This window comes from Cytobacillus sp. SAFR-174, from assembly GCF_051964675.1.
In the GTDB taxonomy this organism is placed as follows: domain Bacteria; phylum Bacillota; class Bacilli; order Bacillales; family Cytobacillaceae; genus Cytobacillus.
This window is the reverse complement of record NZ_JBQCMZ010000003.1, coordinates 19,509-42,227: the sequence shown is the minus strand read 5'-3', so window position 1 is coordinate 42,227 and position 22,719 is coordinate 19,509. Positions and strand designations below refer to the sequence as shown.

Below are 22,719 nucleotides of genomic sequence, written 5' to 3'. Positions count from 1 at the left end.
TATATGGATTCGTTGATTTTTTTATTAAAAGGCAGCTTTACAGCTGTTTGCTGATGACTATCCGCTGAATTTCGCTTGTGCCTTCATAGATTTCGGTAATTTTTGCATCGCGGAAGTAGCGCTCAACCGGGTAATCCTCTGTGTATCCATAGCCTCCGAATACCTGGATGGCCTCTGTTGTCACGTCTACTGCTGTTTTGGATGCAAACAGCTTTGCCATGGAGGCTTCTAGTCCGCACTTGATGCCGCGCTGGCGCATGTCTGCTGCGCGATAGATTAATAGTTTTGAAGCTTCAACGCTTGTCGCCATGTCTGCAAGCTTAAAACCGACACCCTGCTGAGCGGCGATCGGCTTGCCGAACTGTACGCGTTCCTTTGCATAACCTGCTGCTGCTTCAAAAGCTGCCTCTGCGATTCCAAGTGCCTGTGAAGCAATCCCGATCCGTCCGGCATCCAGATTAGCCATCGCAATCTTGAAGCCTTCTCCTTCATTGCCGAGGAGATTTTCAGCCGGAACCCGCATATCTTCAAATGTCAGCTGCAGAGTTCTGGAGCCATGCAGACCCATTTTGTGCTCATCTTTACCAAAGACAAGGCCTGGCGTATCCTTCTCGACAATGAAAGCGGAGATGCCTTTGCTGCCAAGCTCCGGATTTGTGGAAGCGAATACGATATATACGTCGGCTTCACCGGCATTCGTGATGAACACTTTTGAGCCATTAATGACATAATGATTTCCGTCTTTTACCGCGCGGGACTTTAAGCTTCCCGCATCCGAGCCTGCGCTCGGTTCCGTGAGGCAAAAAGCACCGAGATACTCGCCTGAAGCAAGCTTCGGAATATATTTCTGCTTTTGCTCTTCCGTACCGAAATAAAGGATTGGGTTTGTTCCAACCGATGTGTGAACCGATAAAATGACACCAACCGTCGCACTTACGCGGGACAGTTCATGGATGGCGATAATATACGAAGTAAAGTCCATTTCCGATCCGCCGTATTTTTCAGGAATGGGAATTCCCATCAGGCCAAGCTCGCCCATTTTGCGGAGAATCTCCCTTGGAAACTCGCCCTGCTCCATTTTTTCAACAAAAGGGGCGATTTCTGCCTGAGCAAAATCGCGCACCATTTTTCTCATCATTTCCTGCTCTTCTGTAAATCTCAGGTTCATTTGTATACCCTCCGATGCTGCCCGGGTCTGGTGGCCAAGGCTAATGGTTTATTCGTAAACGTAAAAGCCTCTGCCTGTCTTCTTGCCAAGCCAGCCTGCTTTTACATATTTTCTTAACAGCGGGCATGGGCGGTATTTATCATCGCCAAAGCCTTCATGCAGGGTTTCCATAATATACAGGCATGTATCTAGACCAATAAAGTCGGCCAAAGTGAGCGGCCCCATTGGATGGTTCATGCCAAGCTTCATCACTTCATCAATGGCCTCTTTTGTCGCGACCCCTTCGTAAAGCGTGAAGATTGCTTCATTGATCATCGGCATCAGGATGCGGTTGGATACAAACCCTGGGAAATCATTTACTTCTACTGGCACTTTTTTGAGTGTCTTCGTGATGTCTTCAATCGTTTGGTACACTTCGTCAGCAGTCGCAAGGCCGCGGATGATTTCCACTAGCTTCATCACCGGCACCGGGTTCATAAAATGCATGCCGATTACTTTTTCGGGACGTCTTGTTGCTGCTGCGATTTCTGTAATCGGAAGGGATGACGTGTTGCTTGCCAGAATCGCATGCTCTGGTGCAATTTCATCCAGCTGGCTGAAGATCTTCGTTTTAATCTCCATGTTTTCAACCGCTGCTTCGATGACGAGCTCTACGTTTTTGGCGTCCTGAAGATCGCTTGAAGCGGTTACATTTTTCAGGACTGCTTCCATCTCGTCCGCTGTCATGCGCTCTTTTTCCACCTGGCGGGAAAGATTCTTTTTAATCACAGCAAGGCCGCGTTCCACAAACTCCGGCTTTAAGTCATTTAAGATGACGCTATAGCCTGCCTGTGCACAAACCTGTGCTATTCCTGAACCCATTTGTCCAGCACCGATTACCATAATGTTTTTTACGTTCATTTTTGTATCCTCCGTTCTTGGGTTTGGCCGGTTGTTCTATATTTACTTTTATGGCCGCTGAACCGTTTTGGCTCGAATCGTGTTATCGCTAATCCCTATTCACTGCTGCTTTGGAACCTCAATCATCACCGCATCGCCCTGGCCGCCGCCGCTGCAGATGGCTGCGATGCCGATTCCGCCTCCGCGGCGCTTCAGTTCGTGCATCAGGGTCAGAATGATTCTTGCTCCGCTCGCTCCAATTGGGTGGCCAAGTGCCACAGCCCCGCCGTTGACGTTTACTTTTTCTGCATCAAGACCGGCAATTTTTCCGCTTGTAAGAGCAACGGCCGCAAATGCCTCATTTATTTCGAATAGATCAATCTCTTCCAGGGTTTTTCCTGTCTTTTTCAATAGAGCATTAATGACAAGGCCCGGTGTCTGCGGGAAGTCTTTGGCTTCCACCGCAAGGGCTGTATGGCCGAGAATATAAGCTTCCGGTTTTTTGCCTTCTCGTTCTGCACGTTCTTCGCTCATCAATACCAATGCTGCGGCCCCGTCGTTGACGCCAGGCGCATTCCCGGCAGTAATCGTTCCGTCAGAGTTAAAAACAGATCCGAGCCTGGCGAGCTTTTCCAAAGAAGTATCTTTACGAGGTGACTCATCCTGAGAAACAACGACCGGTTCCCCTTTTCGCTGCGGAACTTCCACCGGAACGATTTCTTCTGCCAGTTTGCCGGATTCGATTGCAGCAAGTGCACGTTCATGGCTTCTCAGAGCCCAATTGTCCTGCTCTTCACGGCTGATTTCGAATTCTTTCGCTGTGGAGTTTCCGTACGTTCCCATATGGACGCCTGTGAAGCTGCAGCTTAAACCGTCGTGGACCATTAAATCCTTGACCGTGGAATCACCCATGCGCAGGCCCCAGCGTGCTTTTGGCAAAATGTATGGCGCGTTGCTCATGGACTCCATGCCGCCTGCTACGATGACTTCCTCATCACCCGCACGAATAATCTGATCCCCTAATGTGACGCTTCGCATGCCGGAAGCACACACTTTATTGATCGTTTCCGTTTTCACTTCCCATGGCAAGCCTGCTTTTCTGGCAGCCTGGCGTGAAGGGATTTGCCCCTGTCCTCCCTGGAGAACGGTTCCGAGAATCACTTCGTCAACATCCTCCGGGTTAACGCCGGCACGGTTCAGCGCTTCTTTAACTGCAAATCCGCCAAGATCAGAAGCTGTAAAGCTGCTGAGACCTCCTGCAAATTTTCCAAAAGGTGTTCTTACTCCGCTAAGAATTACGGTTTTCCCCATAAAGAATCGCTCCTTTGTACTATCAATTTAAAATGTTCGAAAAATTATTTAGAAAAAAATAGAGTCTTTGCTGCAGATCTAGTTGAAGTTAACTGTTTGTGAAGGTGCTGGTCATTGACTGAACGCTCGCTCGAAAGGACCGCGTTAAAAAAGGATTTACCCGGTCTTCAGTCACCCGGTAAAATTGTAAGCGCTTTATCATTTTCTATTTTACTAGAAAAATAGCAGAAATTGAAACACTTTACACAAAATTCAGGCAAAAACATTTTTCGTCAAAATGCATTACATGAATTTTGCTGTGCTTCAATTTCCACTTTCAATATATTAGGATGCTACACTCCGGCTTTCACCTATAACGGACTTTTCCAGAATTTCAGCAACATCGTACGTATGAACCTGTTCTTCCACTTCTTTCGCTTTTGTTCCATCAGACAGCATGGTTAAGCAGTATGGACATCCTGAACTGATCACGGATGGATTTACTGCCAGTGCCTGCTCTGTACGTGATACGTTGATGCGGTGTCCGGTTTCTTCTTCCATCCACATCAGGCCGCCGCCCGCTCCGCAGCACATGCCGGTTTCGCGGTTTCTTTCCATTTCCACAAGCTTGACGCCCGGGATGCTCTTAAGGATTTCACGCGGAGGATCATATACCTCGTTGTAGCGTCCCAGATAGCAGGAATCATGGAAGGTAATCGTTTCTTCCACTGCATATTGCGGCTTCAGCTTGCCTTCTTCCACAAGCTGGGCAAGAACTTCAGTATGGTGATAAACCTCTGCCTCTAATCCGAAATCCGGATACTCATTTTTGAAAATGTTATAGGCATGAGGATCAATCGTGACAATCTTCTTCACTTCATTCTTCTCAAACTCTTCAATGTTCTTAGTGGCAAGCTCTTGGAACAGGAACTCGTTTCCAAGACGTCTTGGCGTGTCACCAGAGTTCTTTTCCTTGTTGCCAAGGATGGCGAACTTGACGCCCGCCTCATTCATTAGTTTCGCAAAGGAAAGCGCGATCTTCTGGCTGCGGTTGTCATAAGAGCCCATCGAACCAACCCAGAATAAGTATTCGAACTCTTCGCCCGCCTTTTTCATTTCCTTCACTGTCGGCACATGAACATCTTCACGTGCTTCTCTCCAGTCTTCACGCTCCTTGCGGTTCAGTCCCCAAGGATTGCCCTGGCGCTCGATATTAGTCATGGCGCGCTGTGCGTCAGCGTCCATTTTACCTTCAGTTAAAACAAGGTAGCGGCGCAGGTCGATAATTTTATCAACATGTTCATTCATTACCGGACATTGGTCTTCACAGTTTCGGCAAGTTGTACAAGCCCAGATTTCTTCTTCTGTAATGACTTCACCAATCAGGCTTGGGCTGTATGCAAGACCAGCCGCAGCTTCTTCTGCACCCTGGCCGGCAGCTGCAAGGGCAAGCTGATTGCCTTTCGTGCTGGAAAAAGCGAATGTCGGCACCCACGGCTGCTTCGACGTGACAACAGCGCCGTGATTTGTTAAATGATCACGCAATTTCAGGATTAAATCCATCGGCGAAAGCATCTTTCCAGTGCCGGTTGCCGGACACATATTGGTACAGCGTCCGCATTCTACACACGCATAGAAGTCAATCATCTGATGCTGTGTAAAATCTTCAATCTTTCCGACACCAAAGCTTTCCTGTGATTCATCTTCAAAGTCGATTGCCTTTAATTTCCCCGGATTGTCCAGACGGTTGAAATATACGTTGGCCGGTCCGGCGATTAAGTGAGCGTGCTTGGATTGAGGCACATACACCAGGAAGGCAAGCAGGAATAATAAATGAATCCACCATGCGATATAAAAGACAGCAATTGAGGCTGTCTCACCCATCCATGAGAATCCGCCGGCAATCAGGGAAGCAACCGGTTCTGTCCAGGTTCCTTCATGGCCATGCCAGATCATGCTCATGCCATTGCCAAGCAGGACGGAAAGCATGAGCCCTCCGATAAAAATAAGGACGAGACCTGATTTGAATCCGCGCTTTAAGCGGACAAGCTTTTCCACATAACGGCGGTAGAAAGCCCAGATTACCGCAACAAGGATCGTAAGGGTCACAATTTCCTGGAAAAAGGTGAACCCGGGATATAAAGGTCCAAGCGGCAGGTGTGCACCTGGCTTAATTCCTTTGATAATAAAATCAATCGCTCCGAATTGGACAAGAATGAAGCCGTAGAAAAACATCACGTGAATGATGCCGCTTTTCTTATCCTTTAAAAGCTTTTTCTGGCCAAAAACATTGACCCAGATCTTTTCAAGGCGCTCTTTCACCTTGCCGTCAAACTCCACCTTTTTGCCAAGCTTAATATATTCAATCCGCGTCTTCACAACATAGACAAACAGGCTGATAGCGTAAGCGGTTACAAGAAGGAATGCAATTAAGTTGATCCATAATAAACCGTTCATGGGCATGGTGCTCCTTTCCTCATCTTAGAAAATTTAAAAAACAGTATAATTTTCTGAATTTACTCTTACTCCCATTATATTATGAATGAGCATTCAGTCAACCACTTTTCTTAAAACTTGTTCGAAAAATTTTATTATTTCCATTTATTAATTTCTTTTTTAAAGCGGAAAAGTCCTTCCTGTTTGGAAATAATCCCTGATAGAAATGGAACGGCAGGAAATACTAACGGGAAAATCCTGTCGAGAGGAAGATTGCATTGACTGTCTGGAATATCCTTATGGCCGTTTTACTCGTCATATTCCTGTGGCTCTATATCGATTTTACATGGGGCCGGAAAAGCCATATGAAAAAGCTTGAGCGGACCGCCTTACCCATCCGGCAGTCTGATATGGAATTGTTTGCAGATGGGCCTTCATTATTTGATGATCTTTTCTCTGAGCTTAAGAAAGCCCAAAAGCACATTCATGTTTTATTTTATATTGTGAAGGATGATAAAATCAGCAAGGAGTTTTTATCCATTTTAATGGGTAAAGCAAAAGAAGGAGTGGAAGTCCGTCTTCTCTTGGATTGGGCAGGAAGTTTTCCTGTCAAAAGAAAAACCGTTAAGGAACTGAAAAGCAGCGGCATCAAATTTTCGTTTGCGCATGTGCCAAAGCTGCCTTTTCTCTTTTATTCATTTCAGGCCCGGAACCATCGGAAAATTACTGTTATTGATGGGAAGATCGGTTACAGCGGCGGTTTTAATATTGGCAAAGAATACATCAATCAGGACAAAAAGCTGAACCCGTGGCGTGACTACCATTTAAAATTTTTTGGGGAAGGCGTGCAGGATCTGCAAAGAGAGTTTCTGACTGACTGGTATAAGGCAACGAAGACCGACCTGCTCGCAAACAGCGTCTATTTCCCTGAGCTTCATGCAGGTAAATACCGCCATCAATTTGCGGCTTATAAAGGGGCTTTTCTGGAAGAAAGCTTCTCATCATTAATAAGGAATGCGAAAACGAGCATTACGATTGGGACCCCCTATTTTATTCCGGGCAAAAGACTTTTTAAGGATCTGCTCCATGCCCTGAAACGCGGCGTCACGGTCAAGATTCTCGTCCCATGCGTGACAGATCATATTCTTGTAAAAGAAGCCTCTTATTTTTATCTGAGAACCTTGATAAAAGAAGGCGCTTATGTGTATGAGTACAAAAAGGGCTTTTACCATGCAAAGGCGATTATAATCGATGATGAGATTAGTGATATCGGAACAGCCAATTTCGATAAGCGGAGCCTGTTCTTAAATTATGAAATCAATTGCTTTATTTATGACAAAGAGTTCATAGAGCAAATCCAGGCTGTTGTAGACAAAGACATACTAAATGCAAAGAGATTGACCCTAAAAGAATTAAACCGTCTGGATCCTTTACGGACATTTAAAGAGATGCTTGCCCGGTCTGTGGCAAGTTTTCTGTAAGAAAAGCGGAAGCGCCTTGCCCACCCCCGACAAGCACAAGACGAGCCTTCCGGAAAGGCGTTCTTTGCCTTTATGGAAGGTTTGGCTTGTGACCTCGAGGGGTAGGCGCTGGAGCTAGACAGCTCTCGAAATACAAAGATTTACATTCTGTCAGAATATAAATCGGCATAAAGAAGGTGCTGCAAATTGAAAATCAGACTGGGGTATGTTTCCCATGCGATCAGCCTGTGGGAGGCATCTCCTGCAAGAACATTAACATTTACACGCTATCAGCAGCTGCCTGAAGAGGAAAGGCTGGACAAGCTGAAGGCCGTCACAGCGGTGAATCTGCAAAATACGCTGCGAATGCTTTATTTTAATATCGCCCATGAAATTCAGCTGTATCGGCTCTCAAGCTCCATCGTGCCTTTGGCCACCCATCCGGAGGTTTTATGGGATTTTGTCACCCCCTTTAAAGAAAAATGGCTTGAGATTGGCGATTTGATTAAAAAACATGACCTCCGCGTGAGCTTTCATCCCAATCAATTCACCCTGTTCACTTCTCCGCGCGATGATGTGACCCGGAATGCAGTTAAAGATATGGAATACCATTATCGAATGTTCGAGGCCATGGGTGTTGAAAAGAAAAGCGTCATCAACATCCATATTGGCGGGGCTTACGGTGACAAGCTCTCGACCATTGACAGGTTCCATGAAAATCTGAAGACACTGCCGTCTCATATTAAAGAGCAGATGACACTTGAGAATGATGATAAAACCTATAATGCGGATGAAACCCTCCTGGCCTGCCAGAAGGAAAACATCCCTCTTGTATTCGATTATCATCACCATATGGCGAACCTCAGCACCCGCCCGCTGGAAGAAATTCTCCCGGAGATTTTTCAGACATGGGACAAAACAGGACTCAAGCCGAAAATTCATATTTCCTCGCCCAAATCGGAAAAGGCCTTTCGATCCCATGCCGACTATGTTGACCTGGATTTTATCCGGCCCCTTCTCGACGTGCTGAAGACCTTTAATCAGGATGTCGATTTTATGATCGAGGCGAAAGCCAAGGACAAGGCTGCACTTAAGCTGACAGAGGATATCAGCAGTATCCGCGGGGTGAAAAGGATCGGCGGAGCGGAAGTAGAGTGGAAATAATGAAGGCGTTCCATGTGCGGAACGCCTTTTATTTTAACTGAATCTCCCTCACCTTCTGTCTCTGCTCCTCCGGCCACCAGGCTCCGCAGTCTTCAGAGACTACACAGGCTGCACATTTTCCCAGGTCGTACACCCTCATTCCCGTAATCGGAGGCGAATAGAGGTGCAGTGTGACAAGGTTTTCCCTGCCTGCGCTCTTCATTTTGTGCACACCTTTTTTTGGCGCAAAAAAGAAGGAGCCTTGGGACTTAACCTCTGCAAAAAGCTCAATTGGGACATCTTCCTTCACTTCAAAAACAGTGTTTTCCGAATCTCCATTTAACACTTGAATCCATCCCTTTGAGTTTCCATGATCATGCGGAGCGCATTCGATATCCGACCAGTTCATAACGAGCAGCTCCACTTCATCATTTTGATAAAGCAGCTTGCGGTAATAGGGTTTTCCATCTGGCGGCTGCAGGTGTGGAACCAGGTCATCAAGCCTGATATTCAGTGAGGCCAAAGCTATTTTTAGTTCATCTGCAGAGGGTGATTTTAAAGAAGCCAAAATGCTTTGAAACCGTTCAATCATTAAACGATTCCCCCTTTTCATGTGGATTATCGTTTTCTCCCTGAAAAATATTTCAGCTGACCATTCACCATGATCACTCCTATAATAATTATGATTCCGCCCATACTGCTTATGAAGAAAATTTTTTCACGAAGCAGAAGAATGGCCGCAATAAGGGTAAATAACGGCTCCATATAGATAAACATCGATACCTTGGAGGCTTCCAAAACCTCGAGTGCCTTGGACCAGTACCAATAGCCGATCCCTGAAACAAATATGCCCAGAAATATTATATGGGCCCATTCAGAACCAGATAATAGATGGAATTTCTCCCATCCCCTATCTCTCAATAAAAAGGGAATCGTCAGCATGCACCCAAGCAGACTCATATAAAATGTGACCACAAGGGAAGGCAGCTTAATGTGCAGTTTTTTTACCAGGATGGAATATACGGCCCAATTCAGTGTACTTAGAATCATTAGGAAATATCCTATATTTAAAGCAAATCCCAGCGTCTGACCGCTCCTCGCTCCCGTTACCATGAGCACGCCGGAAATCGCAGTTATAATGCCCAGTGTCTTAAGGAATGTCAATTTTTCATGAAGAAAGATCATGGAGAGAAGCACAGTAAATACAGGTGAAAAAGAAATAATCCATCCCGCAGAGGAGGCGTCTATCGTCTCTAAGGCTGTGACCTGGATGACCTGATGGATGAAAACGCCAAGTACACCGAGAACAATTAAATGGGGAATATATTCAAGCGGAATCCGGAGCGGATATCTTTTCAAGAGAAGCACAAGGAGCAGAAAAGCGGCTCCGATGGCAAACCGGAGCATGATTAAAGTATAAGGGTCCAGCTTATCCAAAACCGCTTTTGTGGAGACAAAAGAGACTCCCCAAAAACTGATCGAAATGGTTGCATAAAGTGAGGCTGCAAACTGTGGCTTCATGGGCGGGCATGTCCTTTCCGGAAGGGTTTTTACCATGATATGCTCGTCCGGAAGTAACATGCGGTGTTTTTTTGGCGGTTTTGACAGGTTAGTTCCTAAATTTATCATTTGGCTGCTGATTTGGCTGGTTTGCTGACTACTTTTTTGAGAATTGCTCCTTAGCTTTCGGTTTGCTGTCTGGATTTCGGTTTTTGCGGGGTTTGTTTGTAGTTTTCCGAATCTATTTGCTGATTTCCCAGGTTTATTTGCAAAAATCCCGGATCTATTTGCTGATTTCCTATGTTTATTTGCAGACATTCCAGATCTATTTGCAAAGTTCACATTTAAACCAAAAAGGATGCCCAAAACTCCCTCGGACATCCTTTCCCAATCTATCTCAATATCCCCTGCAGCCAGGGCAGAACCACTTCATATGCTTTAAACCCAAGATAAATGCCGACAATTCCCATAATCCCGGGAAGCGCTGGCGGTGCGGGAATCGGCAGCTTCATGAAAGCAAAGACGAATCCGACTACAAATCCTGTAAGAATAGATAATAGAACGATTTTCATGAGACCCTCCTAAAATGACCTACTATGTTTTACCAGTTTCACAATACCCTTAAACATATGGCTTTAGCTTTCCCTTTTTCGTCTAAAACATGAAAAAAGCCGGCACCAATAAGTGCCAGCTTCCATCATTACATTTTTTCCGGAGCAGATACGCCGATTAATTTCAGTGAGTTCTTTAAAGTAGTCTGAACCGCTTTGATCAGTGCCAGACGGGCTTTCGTTCTTTCCGGATTTTCCGCATCCAATACTTTTTCAGCATTATAGAAGCTGTGGAAAGAGGAAGCCAGTTCATAAATATAGTTCGTAATTCTGTGCGGCATGCGCTTTTGCGCTGCTTCGCCGACAGCCTGCGGGAATTCGCCGATTTTCTTCAGAACGTCGATTTCCTTTTCCGCAGAAATCAGGGAGTAATCTGCCGCTTCAGCAGACATGCCCTGTTCTTCACCCTGGCGCAGAATGCTGGAAATACGCGCATGTGCATACTGTGCATAGTAAACAGGGTTTTCATTGGATTGGGATACAGCCAGATCAAGGTCGAAATCAAGATGTGTATCCGCACTTCTCATCGCGAAGAAATAGCGTGTTGCGTCCAGTCCTACTTCTTCTACAAGGTCACGCATTGTTACAGCTTTGCCGGTACGTTTGCTCATCTTCATTTTTTCGCCGTTTTTGTACAGATGTACAAGCTGGATGATCTCGACTTCAAGAGCATCACGGTCATAACCAAGAGCCTGGATGGCCGCCTTCATGCGCGGAATGTAGCCATGGTGGTCAGCGCCCCAAATGTTGATCAGCTTTTCAAAGCCTCTTTCAAGTTTGTCTTTATGGTAAGCGATATCTGGAGTCAGATACGTGTAAGAGCCGTCATTTTTAATAAGGACACGGTCTTTGTCATCACCGAAAGTGGTGGAACGGAACCATGTTGCGCCCTCTTCCTCGTAAATGTGGCCGTTATCCTTTAATGCCTGAAGAGCTGTGTCGATTTTGCCATTATGATAAAGGGATGTTTCCGAATACCAGACATCGAATGGAACGCGGAAATCTTCAAGATCCTGCTTAAGCTTCGCCATTTCATATTTCAAGCCGTATTCACGGAAAAAGTCAAAACGCTCTTTTTCATCCGCATTTACATATTTATCGCCGTGCTCCTCAGCGAGCTTTTTGCCGATGCCGATGATGTCTTCGCCATGATAGCCGTCAGCAGGCATTTCTTTTTCTAAGCCAAGAGCCTGAAAATAACGGGCTTCAACTGATAGAGCCAGATTGTTGATCTGGTTTCCGGCATCATTGATATAGTACTCACGGGACACATCGTAGCCGGCTTTGTCTAAAATGTTGCATAGAGAGTCGCCGACAGCTGCTCCGCGGGCATGTCCAAGATGCAGGTCCCCTGTCGGGTTAGCGGAAACAAACTCCACCTGGATCTTCTGATTGTTGCCAACTGTTGTTTCTCCATACTGATCTCCTGCTTCCAGAACGGCCGGAATCAGGTCAGTCAGATAAGAATTATTCATGTAAAAATTGATAAAGCCAGGTCCGGCAATTTCAATTTTTTCAATGGAAGCTTTTGAGCTGTCAAAAGAAGCAATAAGCTCTTCTGCAATCATTCTTGGCGCCTTTTTGGCCACTCGCGCCAGCTGCATCGCCATATTCGTGGAATAATCGCCATGCGACTTTTCCTTCGGGATTTCAAGAATCACATCGGGAATCTGCTCTTCCGCTGCCAAACCGGCTTTTACAACCGCATCCTTAATTTCCTGCTTTAATTTGCCTTGCACCTGTTCAACTATGTTCATTGTTCTCCTCCTCAAACGTAATCGCCAAATGGTATGTACCTGCCTGGGATCCCTGCATTTTCAGGTCGTATAAAATATCAATCGAACCTTCGCCGGAGTCGCCATCATATTGATGGGCCAACCGCTTGGTCACCGTACCCATCTCAAACACTCCATACGGCGTCTCGTAGCTGCCGCGGAGCTTTTTATTCATTCTGAAAGGGAGCCTCATTTTCACGGCGCCGCTTCGTAAAATCAGCCCGTCTGCATCGGACATTTTTATAATCGTCTTAACTGTTCCCTCTTCCATCACTTCATCATACTGAAGGAAACGGGCGGAATCTTTTATATAGTATCGGCCAAAAGCAGTCAATTCAAAAGTCTCTTTGCTGCCTCCACTGCGAATATCTGTCTTCACATTAATCTTCACAGGCATTTGTTCCGCTGAGCGACTGGACAACGGCAACACATCCTTTTCATCATATATAACTATATAAGTATAAATATTTGATGGGGAAAGTGCAAGGAGCTGGTGACAGTTTGAAAAGCGGAAGCGCCTGGCCCACCCCCGACAAGCACAAGACGAGCCTCACGGAAAGGCGTCCTTTGCCTTTTTGGGAGGATTGTCTGAAAAGTGAAGGCGACTGTCCAGGGACGACAAGCATAAGACGAGCCCTGCAAGAAGGTGTTCTTTCCTTCTGGAAGGGATCGGCTTATGTCTCGAGTCCCTAGGAGCCGCAACTAGACAAGCTTGTGACCTCGAGGGGGTAGGCGCTCCTCCTAAAAACTAACGCTTTTAGTCGTGCGATGATGATGCTGTCGAAGCGTTCCTTGTGGAGCTAGACAGGCACCCCCCGAAATTTGCCGAATAAAAAAACGGAGACCGAGGTCCCCGTTATTTTTTATTCACCCATCCAAGAATCATTTCCCGGATCAGTTTGCTGGCTGTGTTGGCCGTTTGTTCAGATGGGTCATAAATTGGCGCCACCTCGACAAGGTCGGCTCCAACAACGTTAACATCTGAATGGGCAATTTCATGAATAGAAGCAAGAAGCTCTCTTGAAGTGATGCCGCCTGCATCGACTGTGCCTGTTCCCGGCGCATGGGCAGGGTCTAAAACATCAATATCAATCGTTACATAGACCGGACGGCCGGCAAGCTTCGGAAGAATCTCCTTCAATGGCTGGTGCACTTCGAATTTCGAGATGTGCATGCCGACTTCCTTCGCCCATTGGAATTCTTCTTTCATGCCGGAACGGATGCCAAAAGAATAGACATTGCCTGGCCCAATCAGGTCAGCTGCTTTGCGGATTGGAGTTGAGTGGGATAATGGCTCCCCTTCATAATCCACCCGAAGATCCGTATGGGCATCCATGTGGATAATCGCCAGATCCGGATATTTCTTGTACATCGCTTTGATGACAGGCCAGGAAACCAGATGCTCTCCTCCCATGCCAAGCGGGAATTTACCCTCAGCCAGAAGCTGATCAATAAACTCTTCAATCATATCGATGCTTTTCTGCGGATTTCCGAATGGCAGCGGAATATCGCCGGCATCATAATATTTTACCTCTTCCAGCTCACGGTCCAGGTACGGGCTGTACTCTTCAAGCCCGATGGACACTTCGCGGATGCGGGCAGGGCCGAAACGGGATCCCGGACGATAGCTGACTGTCCAGTCCATCGGCATTCCATAAATGACTGCTTCACTTTCCTCATAACTAGGATGGCTTTTAATAAACACATTGCCTGAATAGGCTTCATCAAAACGCACCAAGGTCATCCCTCACTTTTTCTGTATTCAGGAAGGCTGCTCTGAATAGCAGCCTGTCCATTACTTCACTAAGTCTGCAACAAATTTAGGCAAAACAAATGCCGCTTTATGCAATTCTTTAGTATAGTATTTTGTTTCAATCTCATGGAAGCGATCTTCGCTTACTTCTAATGGATCGTATTTTTTAGATCCGATTGTGAATGCCCACATGCCGCTTGGGTAAGTAGGGATATTCGCAGTGTAAAGACGAGTGATTGGGAAAATTTCTTTCACATCGCGCTGTACGTTGCGGATAAGGTCCGCTTTGAACCAAGGGTTGTCAGACTGGGCCACAAAGATGCCGTCTTCTTTTAAGGCTTTAGAGATTCCAGCATAGAAGCCTTTTGTGAATAGATTTACCGCAGGTCCTACCGGCTCAGTTGAGTCAACCATGATTACATCATACTCATTTTCGCTTTCAGCAATGTGCATGAAGCCATCGCCCACCTGTACATCTACGCGCGGGTCATCAAGCTTGCCTGCAATCTCAGGAAGGAATTTCTTTGAGTATTCAATTACCTTTCCGTCGATATCTACAAGAGTCGCCTTTTTCACGCTTGGGTGCTTAAGGACTTCACGGATAACGCCGCCGTCCCCTCCGCCTACTACAAGAACGTTTTCAGGGTTTGGATGTGTGAACAAAGGAATGTGCGCAACCATCTCATGGTACACAAACTCATCCTTGATTGAAGTCATAACCATGTCATCAAGAAGCAGCATATTGCCCCACTCTTCTGTTTCCACCATATCTAGCTTCTGGAATTCTGTCTGTTCTGTATGTAAAGTACGCTTCACCTTCATCGTAATGCCAAAGTTCTCTGTTTGTTTCTCTGTAAACCAAAGTCCCATTCTTTAATCATTCCTTCCATAAAAAAATGAATTATCACTAAAGAGCAGCAAAAAGCATTTTCATCTTTTATACTTCCCTAACATGCAAATAACAAACACAGAAAAAGTATAGATGAATCTAGCAAAATTGCAAGAAAAATTTCGCTTTTTAATAGAGAAGATGTTTAAAATCGGACTCTTTTTTCAATACTAAAGTTATGTACTTATGTTTATTTTATTTTTCGCATTGCACTTAGAAAGATTCAGGGGGTGCCACACTTGGAGTTAATGACCGATCAGCGTTTCAGAAAAACAATGAAATATTTGCGTGCATTTCTCATTATTAGCTTAATAGGAATGGCTTTAGCCGCTGTGATGATTGGGGGCATTCTGGTATATGCCAAAATCCTGGGACCGCCGCCGCTCGCTGTTCCGCAGTCGACTTTATTTTTCTCTGAGGATGGCACGGTGATTGGAGAAAGCCACAACGGGCAAAAGCGCTACTGGGCACCTCTTGATGATATCAGCCCGCATCTGGTTGATGCGACGGTTTCGATTGAGGATAAAAATTTCTTCGATCACAATGGCTTTGATTATAAAAGAATTGCCGGTGCCGCGCTCGCTGACCTCAAAGCAATGGCTAAGGTTCAGGGGGCCAGCACCATCAGCCAGCAGTATGCCCGCAACCTGTTTCTCGAGCACGAAAAAACCTGGAAGCGGAAGCTGCTTGAAGCTTTTTATACCATAAGGCTTGAGATGAATTATACGAAGAAGGAAATCCTTGAAGGCTATTTAAATACGATTTATTACGGCAATGGAGCTTATGGCGCACAGGCAGCAAGCCAGTTTTATTTTGGGAAGGATGCCAGTGATCTTACATTGGCTGAGGCGTCCATTTTATCCGGAATCCCTAAGGGTCCTGGCATTTATTCGCCATTTGCATCAGCGGAAAAAGCAGAACAGCGGCAGAGGGTGATTCTGCAGACGATGGTGAAGAATGGGATGGTCAGCCAAAAGGAGGCGGATCTTGCTGCGGCAGAGGAGCTTGAGCTGGTCGGAGAGCACATGCACCCGAGAGCGAAAACAGCCCCCTATTTCCAGGATGCGGTCCGCAATGCTCTTAAAACGCAGCTGAAGCTGGATGACCGGACCATTGAATTGGGCGGATTGAAGGTTTATACCACTTTGGATCTGAAGGAACAGGAAATCGCGGAAGAAACAGTAGATAAGATGATTTCACAAGACTCGGAGATTCAGGTCGGAGTTGTGGCCATGAATCCGAAAAACGGCTACGTCAAGGCGATGGTCGGCGGCCGGGATTATGAGGAGAGTCCCTTTAACCGGGCAGTCCAGGCCGTCAGGCAGCCGGGATCGACGATCAAGCCGCTGCTTTATTACGCAGCATTGGAGCAGGGATTCACCCCATCCACTCCAATCCGAAGCGAGCAGACGACATTCCGCTTCGAAGACGGCACACCGGACTATACGCCGCATAACTTCAACAGCAAATATGCGGATGACGATATTACCATGGCCCAGGCCCTGGCTTTATCTGACAATGTGTATGCAGTGAAGACCCACTTATTTTTAGGAGAAGAGACGCTTGTCAATACAGCTAAGAAATTTGGCATCACTTCTAAAATGGCGAAGGTTCCTTCTTTGGCACTCGGCACATCGGGTATGAGAGTCATTGAGCTGGCTAATGCCTACAGCATGTTTGCCAACGGCGGGAAGAAGGTATCGCCGGTGCTGATTAAGCGAGTGGAAAATCATAAAGGCGAAGTCATTTACGAGCAGAAGCCATTCCAGATGAAGGTTCTGAAGCCTGATCTCGCCTTCGTCATGACACATATGATGACTGGAATCTTTGACCGGAAGCTGAACGGCTATGCCCAGGTAACCGGCAGCACCGTTATCAATGATATGACCCGCCCATATGCAGGCAAGTCGGGCTCAACCGAAACGGACAGCTGGATGGCAGGCTTTACACCTCAGCTGGTTACCGCAGTATGGACCGGCTATGATAAAGGCCAGGTCATTACAAAAACCGTTGAAAAAACGTATGCCAAGAACATTTGGATCCGGTTCATGGAAGAAGCCCATAAAGGGAAGCCGGCCAAGGAATTCAAGGCACCTAAAGGTACAGCCGGCGTCTACATCGACCCGGCCAACGGAAAAATAGCCGGGGAAAACTGCCCCGTCAAGCGCCTTACCTACTTCGCAGAAGGCACAGAACCTGCGGAATACTGTACAGACCACCTGAACCACAAAAAAGAGGAAAAACCAGAGCAGCCTGAAAAGAAGCCGGAGACACCTTGGTATAAGAAACTGTTCCGGTGGTGACAGGTACCTATACCACTTCCTTCAACTGGTATAGGTACCTGTCACCTTAATGAATAAAAAATGAAAAACCCCGGGGTCCGAATCCCGGGGTTTTTCGTGTCCTAGTGCTATACTGTGCCTTCACACTGTTAATTAGTTTACTTTTTTTACGGGAATTGTACAAGTAGTTAGAAAATCACGTCAAAAAAATGTCACAATTTCGTCACAAAATTAGACTTTTTTTCTAAATGGCTTGTAAATCTGTTTTTAGCTGTTCCGCCGACCTTTCCCACATGCCTGCGTCATGGTTTTTCAGGAAATCGGCCAGCACTTTCTTGGACTTCTCGTCCATATGATCCACGATGATATGTCTTTTAATCGATTTATCCATGCGGTTCACATGCTCGGGAAGCGATTTATAGCCCCGGCGAATCTCCCTGTCGACCGTCATTTCGCAGGCCGTAACGCCTGCATAGTAGGCGCCTCCCTCTTTGCGGTCAATGGTAATCCAAATCAGCCAGTACGGTTTTCCGTTGGGCACTTCCTCTTTGCTTTTCAAAAACTTGATGCCTTTTTCCACTGGACTGCGCGCATGCATGGCACCCACTTCAATAGACGCCTCCCCGGCATCCACATCAATGATGACCGGTGTCACATTATCAAGGCTCAGGGTACCGACCCCGAATCCGCCATGTCCATCTGTCGGGTCGCTCTTGATAATATTAAAATCGACTTTCTTTTTCTTTTTTTCTTCCATCTTCACGTCCTCCTATGCAAGTACTGGGTTCTTATTATTATGTCATAAATAATTCATAGAAAAAATCATTTAGGCCGCTCGCGAGAACCGGCAATACGGTGTTAAATATCGGCTGGATGGTGTATTGATCCAGCGGGGTAATGACAAGAATCAGGAAAATTACGGAGCCATATGCCTCAAACCGGGTCATTTTCGGGCGAATATGGGCCGGCGCCAAATCCTCAATAATTCTGTAGCCATCGAGCGGCGGAAACGGCAGCAGGTTGAATACAAACAGCACTAAATTCAGCTGAATAAAGATATTCAGGAAATCTGCCACAAACGCTGGAAACGAAGCTGCGAGTCCGGTTCCGGCAAGGGCATACCAGATGAAAAAGCCCAGAACAGCCATCACCAGATTGGATATCGGCCCCGCAATGGAGACAGAGATCCCGGCAAGCCTCGGATTTTTGAAAAAGAAGCGGTTGACCGGTACAGGCCTGGCCCATCCGAAACCTGCAATAAAAATCAGGATCGTCCCAATCGGATCCAGATGCTGCATGGGATTTAACGTTAACCTTCCCTGGTTTTTTGCAGTGGAATCCCCAAACTTATAAGCCATATAGGCGTGGGCAAATTCATGAACCGTAAAGGCAATCATCAATGTTACCGCCACATAGGGAATCTCCCTGAGAGAAAACGCCAAAAATTGTTCCAAAAGCCAAAACTCCCTCTCCTGCCGGCTAAATGCCAGGCTTTATTTATACATACTATGTAGGAAAAGCCGCTGCTATTTACCTAAAAGTATACATGAACGCCTGGTCAAAGGGAATCAGGCTTGCACATTGCAGGAAAAAGTGGAAAAATACAAACAAGCATACATAATGAGGAGGAAAAGAAATGCCATATGTAACCGTAAAAATGCTTGAAGGCCGTACTGAGGAACAGAAAAAAGCGCTCGCTGAAAAAGTAACAGCGGCCGTCAGTGAAACAACTGGAGCACCAGAAGACAAAATCGTCGTATTTATCGAAGAAATGTCCAAAAATCACTATGCTGTCGGCGGAAAACGCTTAAGCGACCAGTAGAATTGCGTAAAAAGAGGCAGTTTCCTATAACAGAGACTGCCTTTTTCTATGAGTTTTTGCATCATGAGCGGTTTTATTTGCGCATAGCACGGTTTTACTTTCGCATAAAAATTTTTCTGTGCGGTCAGCCCAATTTCAGCGCGCATAAAACTATTTATGTGCGGTAAGACTTTTTCAGCAAAAAACAAAGCCGGGCGCTCAATGCAGCCCGGCTTTTTCTCTTAAGCTTTCAATATATTGATACGCCTGTTCCACTTCTTCATCCGTGTAGCGCTGTTTGCTTTTCAGGGTAAAGACTTTTTCTTTCACTTCTTCCTTAGGCAGGTCATTGAAATAAAGGACCGTTGAGACGAGTTCAAGGAATCTGGCATTCTGGCCGTTCATATCGAGCAGGCAGTCCTGGAGGCTCGGCATCTCGACTGCGTTGATGCCCAAAAATTCCTTGCCGGTTTCAGTAAGGGTATAGCGATACTGATAGTAGCCGCCCTTTTTTTCCTTTACTTCGTTTAAGAATCCCATGTTGCAAAGTTCTTCGACCCTTAGTGTCAATTCTTCCGAATATGGCCCATAAAAGTGAAATTGAAATCTTTCCTGAAAGGGAAAGGCGATGTTCTTGGCGATATAAATCATTTTCTGCAGCTTTTTCCGTCCCACGATTTCTTCAGAGACTGCAATGGCGTGCATTAGTTTGGCGTGATCCTTTAACAAAGCTCTTCATCTCCTACTCCGTTTTTTCCCGTATCTATGTTTTAGTCGATTTCCAGCAGCATTTTAATCTGCTTTTTAATGTTTGGCTTTTTGCTGTCGTCTGCAATAAAATCAGCCGGAAAGTACAGCTTATGATCCGTTCGGCGTTTCCCGGAAATGGCATCTACAATCTCAGATTCACGGGAAAGCTCGCGGATATCCCCATTTTTCAGCAGCAGATGAATCGGCAGTCTTTCTTCTTCCTCGCCCGGACGGTAAAAATCATAAGGCAAATCCGATGAAGAATCGACAACCAGGTAATATTCAGGATCCATGCCTGCCTTTTTAAACAATGCAGACAACTCTGCCAGCTTCTTGTATTCTTTCGCCGGGTCGAATTCGACGTATTTATATAAATTCCTGTCCATAAAGCGGCAGCAGAGATCCTTCAGAATCGGATCTTCTTCCTCCTGCCACATCTGAAAATAATAAAGAATAATAGCTTCATCAAGCTTTATATAATCCTCAAGAGTGATTTCTCCATTGAATAAAGAATAAAAATGGATCGGATCATATTTAAATTTGTATTTCTGTTCATGCAGATCTTTTGCGCGATGCAGGATTTTCGTCAAGATGACCTCTGCACTCCGGGTTACCGGATGGAAATACACCTGCCAATACATTTGATAGCGGCTCATTATGTAATCCTCAACAGCATGCATCCCGCTCTGCTTGATCACGACCTGGTCTTCCCGCGGCCTCATGACGCGCAGAATCCGCTCCATGTCAAAATGGCCATAGCTGACACCGGTAAAATAAGCGTCCCGCTGCAGATAATCCATCCGGTCCGCATCAATCTGGCTGGAAATCAGGCTGACGACCAGCTTATTCTTAGACGTTTTGGCAATCACATCCGCCACTTTCTGCGGAAAATCGGCACTTACCCTTGTAAGGACATGATGAACCTCGGTGTCTCCGAGAATGATCGCCCTCGTATAATGTTCATGATCCAGGTCGAATACTTTTTCAAAAGAGTGCGAGAACGGACCGTGCCCCAAATCGTGGAGAAGTGCCGCGCATAAAGTCAGGATACGGTCTTCTTCATCCCATTCCGGCCTTCCCAAAAAGACATCGTCGGAAATGCGGCGCACAATCTCGTAAACTCCGAGCGAGTGATTAAAGCGGCTATGCTCAGCACCATGGAAGGTTAAATAAGTTGTCCCGAGCTGCTTAATTCTTCTGAGGCGCTGGAACTCTTTTGTCCCGATTAAATCCCAGATGACTCTGTCCCTGACGTGTATGTACCGATGAACGGGATCTTTGAATACTTTTTCCTCATTTAACTTTTCCGCTGAATATGCCATTCCGTACCCTCCGCTTTTCCTGTTTCCACGCACTCCGAACCTGTTGTTTCCCATTTTCTGGCGTAAACTTATTATATCCCGATTATAGTGTCAATTCATCACAAAATTCACCGTTTTTCATGGCTGTTCGACAGAAACCGCGATACATCAATCATCTGGCCAAGAAATATTTTTCGACTTTTCTAAAAACAATATTGCCTCCTAAGTCTATTTACCAATCAGGATTAAATCATAAACTCAGGCAAAAAATAAAATCACCTCAGAACAGGAGTCAGGGTGATCTTTATTTTTTCAGCTTTTTATTAATTTTCTCCATCAATTCCTCTTCCGTCAGTGCGGCAAGGGGACGGTTATTGACGAAAGCAAATGTTTTTTTGCGGCCTGGTCCGCAATAGGACTGGCAGCCGACGTCAATTTTTGCTTCTGGATCTATTTCTTTTAATCGCGGTACCAATGTCTTCAGATTTACTGCCTGACAATCGTCGCAAACACGGAATTCGTTTGCCATCTTCGTACAACCCTTTCTGCGGTCAATCTTTTATATAATCCCGGCGCTATTTGGCCTGAGTATCTTCTTCGTTAAAGCATGTCCGCTGCACGGCATTCCTATTCAAAGTAAAGGACTGCCCTGCCCAACTGCTACAGGCTATTTTAAAACTAATCGATCTTCATTGCAAGCTGTAATCATTAACTTGAGTGGTGAATCTTAGTAAACTTCACAAAACTGCCATACGTATCTAGCGAAAATAAAAATTTTTAAAATAATCTACTATCCTTTTAATCACCTTTGTATAAAATCTGCAAGGTTTGTCCATCCTTTAACTAAGGCAACAGCAAAAAGTAATATTTAGGGAGTTGAGGTTATATGAAAATACGTCAGGACGCTTGGACAGATGAAAACGATTTATTGCTGGCAGAGACCGTTTTGCGGCATGTGAGGGAAGGCAGCACACAGTTAAACGCATTTGAGGAAGTTGGGGACAAGCTGAACCGCACCTCGGCGGCATGCGGATTCCGCTGGAACGCTGTGGTGAGGCATCAATATGAAAAAGCGCTAGGGCTGGCCAAAAAACAGCGCAAGCAGAGACAAAGAATGCTAGGAAAGGATCAGGGCGGCAAGAAGAAACTCTTATACTCTCCGCCAGTTCCGACGATGCAGGAGGTCTCAGCAGCGCCAGTTCAGACAAATGCGATCGTACCGCCGTCACCGGCAGACTTTTACGAGGAGCGCACAGAGGATGAAGCAATTGTGCAGACAGAAACGGTTCCATCCTACACCTATTCAGAGCCGGTTTACACGGCACCTGCACAGCTGGATATGGATACCGTTATCGCATACTTGCAAACATTGAATCATTCGGGTATTCAGGTTGATATACTAAAGAATGAGAATGAAAGATTAAAGCGCGAAAATGCGGATCTCAGAAGCCAAAATGAAGAGCTTGAGAGCAAAATCGGCAAGCTGGAGCAGAATACGGTAACCATTCAGGAAGATTACGAGACACTGATGAAAATCATGAACAGAGCCCGCAATTTTGTTCTGTTTGATGAAGAAGAAAGGCCGGCATCCAAGTTTAAAATGGACCGCAACGGCAATTTGGAGAGAGTCGCGGAATAAGAAAAGCGGAAGCGCCTTGCTCACGAAGGAACGCAGACTAAG

The 22,719-nt window shown here is 45.9% G+C and carries 21 protein-coding genes; 5 read left to right on the top strand and 16 right to left on the bottom strand.

Annotation, left to right across the window (positions count from 1 at the left end; genetic code table 11):
* Positions 1-37 precede the first annotated feature (37 nt).
* The 4 genes from ACTHRG_RS04145 to ACTHRG_RS04130 form a co-directional block, all read right to left on the bottom strand.
* Positions 38-1,168 (bottom strand): acyl-CoA dehydrogenase, encoded by a 1,131-nt coding sequence (locus tag ACTHRG_RS04145; RefSeq protein WP_076257066.1) that lies wholly within the window; start codon positions 1,166-1,168, stop codon positions 38-40.
* Positions 1,169-1,216: 48 nt separating this feature from the next.
* Complete coding sequence (locus tag ACTHRG_RS04140) at positions 1,217-2,068, bottom strand: 3-hydroxybutyryl-CoA dehydrogenase (protein WP_076257064.1); 852 nt, start codon at positions 2,066-2,068, stop codon at positions 1,217-1,219.
* 99 nt (positions 2,069-2,167) lie between these two features.
* A complete protein-coding gene (locus tag ACTHRG_RS04135) occupies positions 2,168-3,358 on the bottom strand; it encodes an acetyl-CoA C-acetyltransferase (RefSeq protein WP_076257062.1) in 1,191 nt (396 codons plus the stop codon).
* A gap of 324 nt (positions 3,359-3,682) precedes the next feature.
* On the bottom strand, positions 3,683-5,794 hold the full coding sequence (locus tag ACTHRG_RS04130) for a (Fe-S)-binding protein (protein ID WP_076257060.1): 2,112 nt from the start codon (positions 5,792-5,794) through the stop codon (positions 3,683-3,685).
* A 278-nt stretch (positions 5,795-6,072) separates the two neighbouring features.
* On the opposite strand from ACTHRG_RS04130, the gene cls reads away from it, so the two are divergent.
* Positions 6,073-7,254: a cardiolipin synthase gene (gene cls / locus ACTHRG_RS04125; RefSeq protein ID WP_076257279.1), complete on the top strand. Its 1,182-nt coding sequence runs from the start codon at positions 6,073-6,075 to the stop codon at positions 7,252-7,254.
* Positions 7,255-7,440: 186 nt separating this feature from the next.
* The gene (gene uvsE, locus ACTHRG_RS04120) at positions 7,441-8,397 is read left to right on the top strand and encodes a UV DNA damage repair endonuclease UvsE (RefSeq protein WP_076257058.1); all 957 of its coding nucleotides are present in this window, start codon (positions 7,441-7,443) and stop codon (positions 8,395-8,397) included.
* 28 nt (positions 8,398-8,425) lie between these two features.
* Here uvsE and ACTHRG_RS04115 read toward each other — a convergent pair whose 3' ends face one another.
* From ACTHRG_RS04115 to speE, 7 genes are all read right to left on the bottom strand, one after another.
* Positions 8,426-8,968 carry a cysteine dioxygenase gene (locus tag ACTHRG_RS04115; RefSeq protein WP_076257056.1) on the bottom strand — a complete coding sequence of 181 codons (543 nt, stop codon included), beginning with the start codon at positions 8,966-8,968 and terminating at the stop codon, positions 8,426-8,428.
* A gap of 26 nt (positions 8,969-8,994) precedes the next feature.
* Positions 8,995-9,897 carry a DMT family transporter gene (locus tag ACTHRG_RS04110; RefSeq protein WP_076257278.1) on the bottom strand — a complete coding sequence of 301 codons (903 nt, stop codon included), beginning with the start codon at positions 9,895-9,897 and terminating at the stop codon, positions 8,995-8,997.
* A gap of 371 nt (positions 9,898-10,268) precedes the next feature.
* Positions 10,269-10,448, bottom strand: a complete 180-nt coding sequence (locus ACTHRG_RS04105) for a XapX domain-containing protein (RefSeq protein ID WP_035328032.1) — start codon at positions 10,446-10,448, stop codon at positions 10,269-10,271.
* A gap of 128 nt (positions 10,449-10,576) precedes the next feature.
* Positions 10,577-12,244: an arginine--tRNA ligase gene (gene argS / locus ACTHRG_RS04100; protein WP_076257055.1), complete on the bottom strand. Its 1,668-nt coding sequence runs from the start codon at positions 12,242-12,244 to the stop codon at positions 10,577-10,579.
* On the bottom strand, positions 12,231-12,683 hold the full coding sequence (locus tag ACTHRG_RS04095; RefSeq protein WP_076257053.1) for a DUF1934 domain-containing protein: 453 nt from the start codon (positions 12,681-12,683) through the stop codon (positions 12,231-12,233). Before ACTHRG_RS04095 ends, argS begins: the two co-directional genes overlap by 14 nt.
* A 435-nt stretch (positions 12,684-13,118) precedes the next feature.
* The gene (gene speB / locus ACTHRG_RS04090; protein ID WP_076257277.1) at positions 13,119-13,997 is read right to left on the bottom strand and encodes an agmatinase; all 879 of its coding nucleotides are present in this window, start codon (positions 13,995-13,997) and stop codon (positions 13,119-13,121) included.
* Between the two features lie 60 nt (positions 13,998-14,057).
* Positions 14,058-14,885 carry a spermidine synthase gene (gene speE / locus ACTHRG_RS04085; protein WP_009332318.1) on the bottom strand — a complete coding sequence of 276 codons (828 nt, stop codon included), beginning with the start codon at positions 14,883-14,885 and terminating at the stop codon, positions 14,058-14,060.
* Positions 14,886-15,143: 258 nt separating this feature from the next.
* On the opposite strand from speE, the gene ACTHRG_RS04080 reads away from it, so the two are divergent.
* Positions 15,144-17,207: a transglycosylase domain-containing protein gene (locus ACTHRG_RS04080; RefSeq protein WP_076257051.1), complete on the top strand. Its 2,064-nt coding sequence runs from the start codon at positions 15,144-15,146 to the stop codon at positions 17,205-17,207.
* Positions 17,208-17,430: 223 nt separating this feature from the next.
* Here the strand turns inward: ACTHRG_RS04080 and ACTHRG_RS04075 are convergent, their stop codons facing one another.
* A complete protein-coding gene (locus ACTHRG_RS04075; protein ID WP_076257049.1) occupies positions 17,431-17,943 on the bottom strand; it encodes a YwhD family protein in 513 nt (170 codons plus the stop codon).
* Positions 17,944-17,980: 37 nt separating this feature from the next.
* The gene (locus ACTHRG_RS04070) at positions 17,981-18,640 is read right to left on the bottom strand and encodes a site-2 protease family protein (RefSeq protein ID WP_048009457.1); all 660 of its coding nucleotides are present in this window, start codon (positions 18,638-18,640) and stop codon (positions 17,981-17,983) included.
* A gap of 182 nt (positions 18,641-18,822) precedes the next feature.
* Between ACTHRG_RS04070 and ACTHRG_RS04065 the strand changes: the two genes are divergently transcribed.
* The gene (locus tag ACTHRG_RS04065) at positions 18,823-19,008 is read left to right on the top strand and encodes a 2-hydroxymuconate tautomerase (RefSeq protein WP_009332324.1); all 186 of its coding nucleotides are present in this window, start codon (positions 18,823-18,825) and stop codon (positions 19,006-19,008) included.
* Positions 19,009-19,206: 198 nt separating this feature from the next.
* On the opposite strand, the gene ACTHRG_RS04060 is transcribed toward ACTHRG_RS04065, so the two are convergent.
* The 3 genes from ACTHRG_RS04060 to ACTHRG_RS04050 form a co-directional block, all read right to left on the bottom strand.
* Complete coding sequence (locus ACTHRG_RS04060) at positions 19,207-19,716, bottom strand: YwgA family protein (protein WP_076257047.1); 510 nt, start codon at positions 19,714-19,716, stop codon at positions 19,207-19,209.
* Positions 19,717-19,757: 41 nt separating this feature from the next.
* Positions 19,758-21,059 (bottom strand): HD domain-containing protein, encoded by a 1,302-nt coding sequence (locus ACTHRG_RS04055; RefSeq protein WP_048009459.1) that lies wholly within the window; start codon positions 21,057-21,059, stop codon positions 19,758-19,760.
* Between the two features lie 283 nt (positions 21,060-21,342).
* Entirely contained in the window at positions 21,343-21,567 is a 225-nt protein-coding gene (locus ACTHRG_RS04050) for a DUF1450 domain-containing protein (protein ID WP_048009460.1), read from the bottom strand.
* Between the two features lie 357 nt (positions 21,568-21,924).
* On the opposite strand from ACTHRG_RS04050, the gene ACTHRG_RS04045 reads away from it, so the two are divergent.
* Complete coding sequence (locus tag ACTHRG_RS04045) at positions 21,925-22,677, top strand: RsfA family transcriptional regulator (protein WP_076257046.1); 753 nt, start codon at positions 21,925-21,927, stop codon at positions 22,675-22,677.
* Positions 22,678-22,719: the final 42 nt, after the last annotated feature.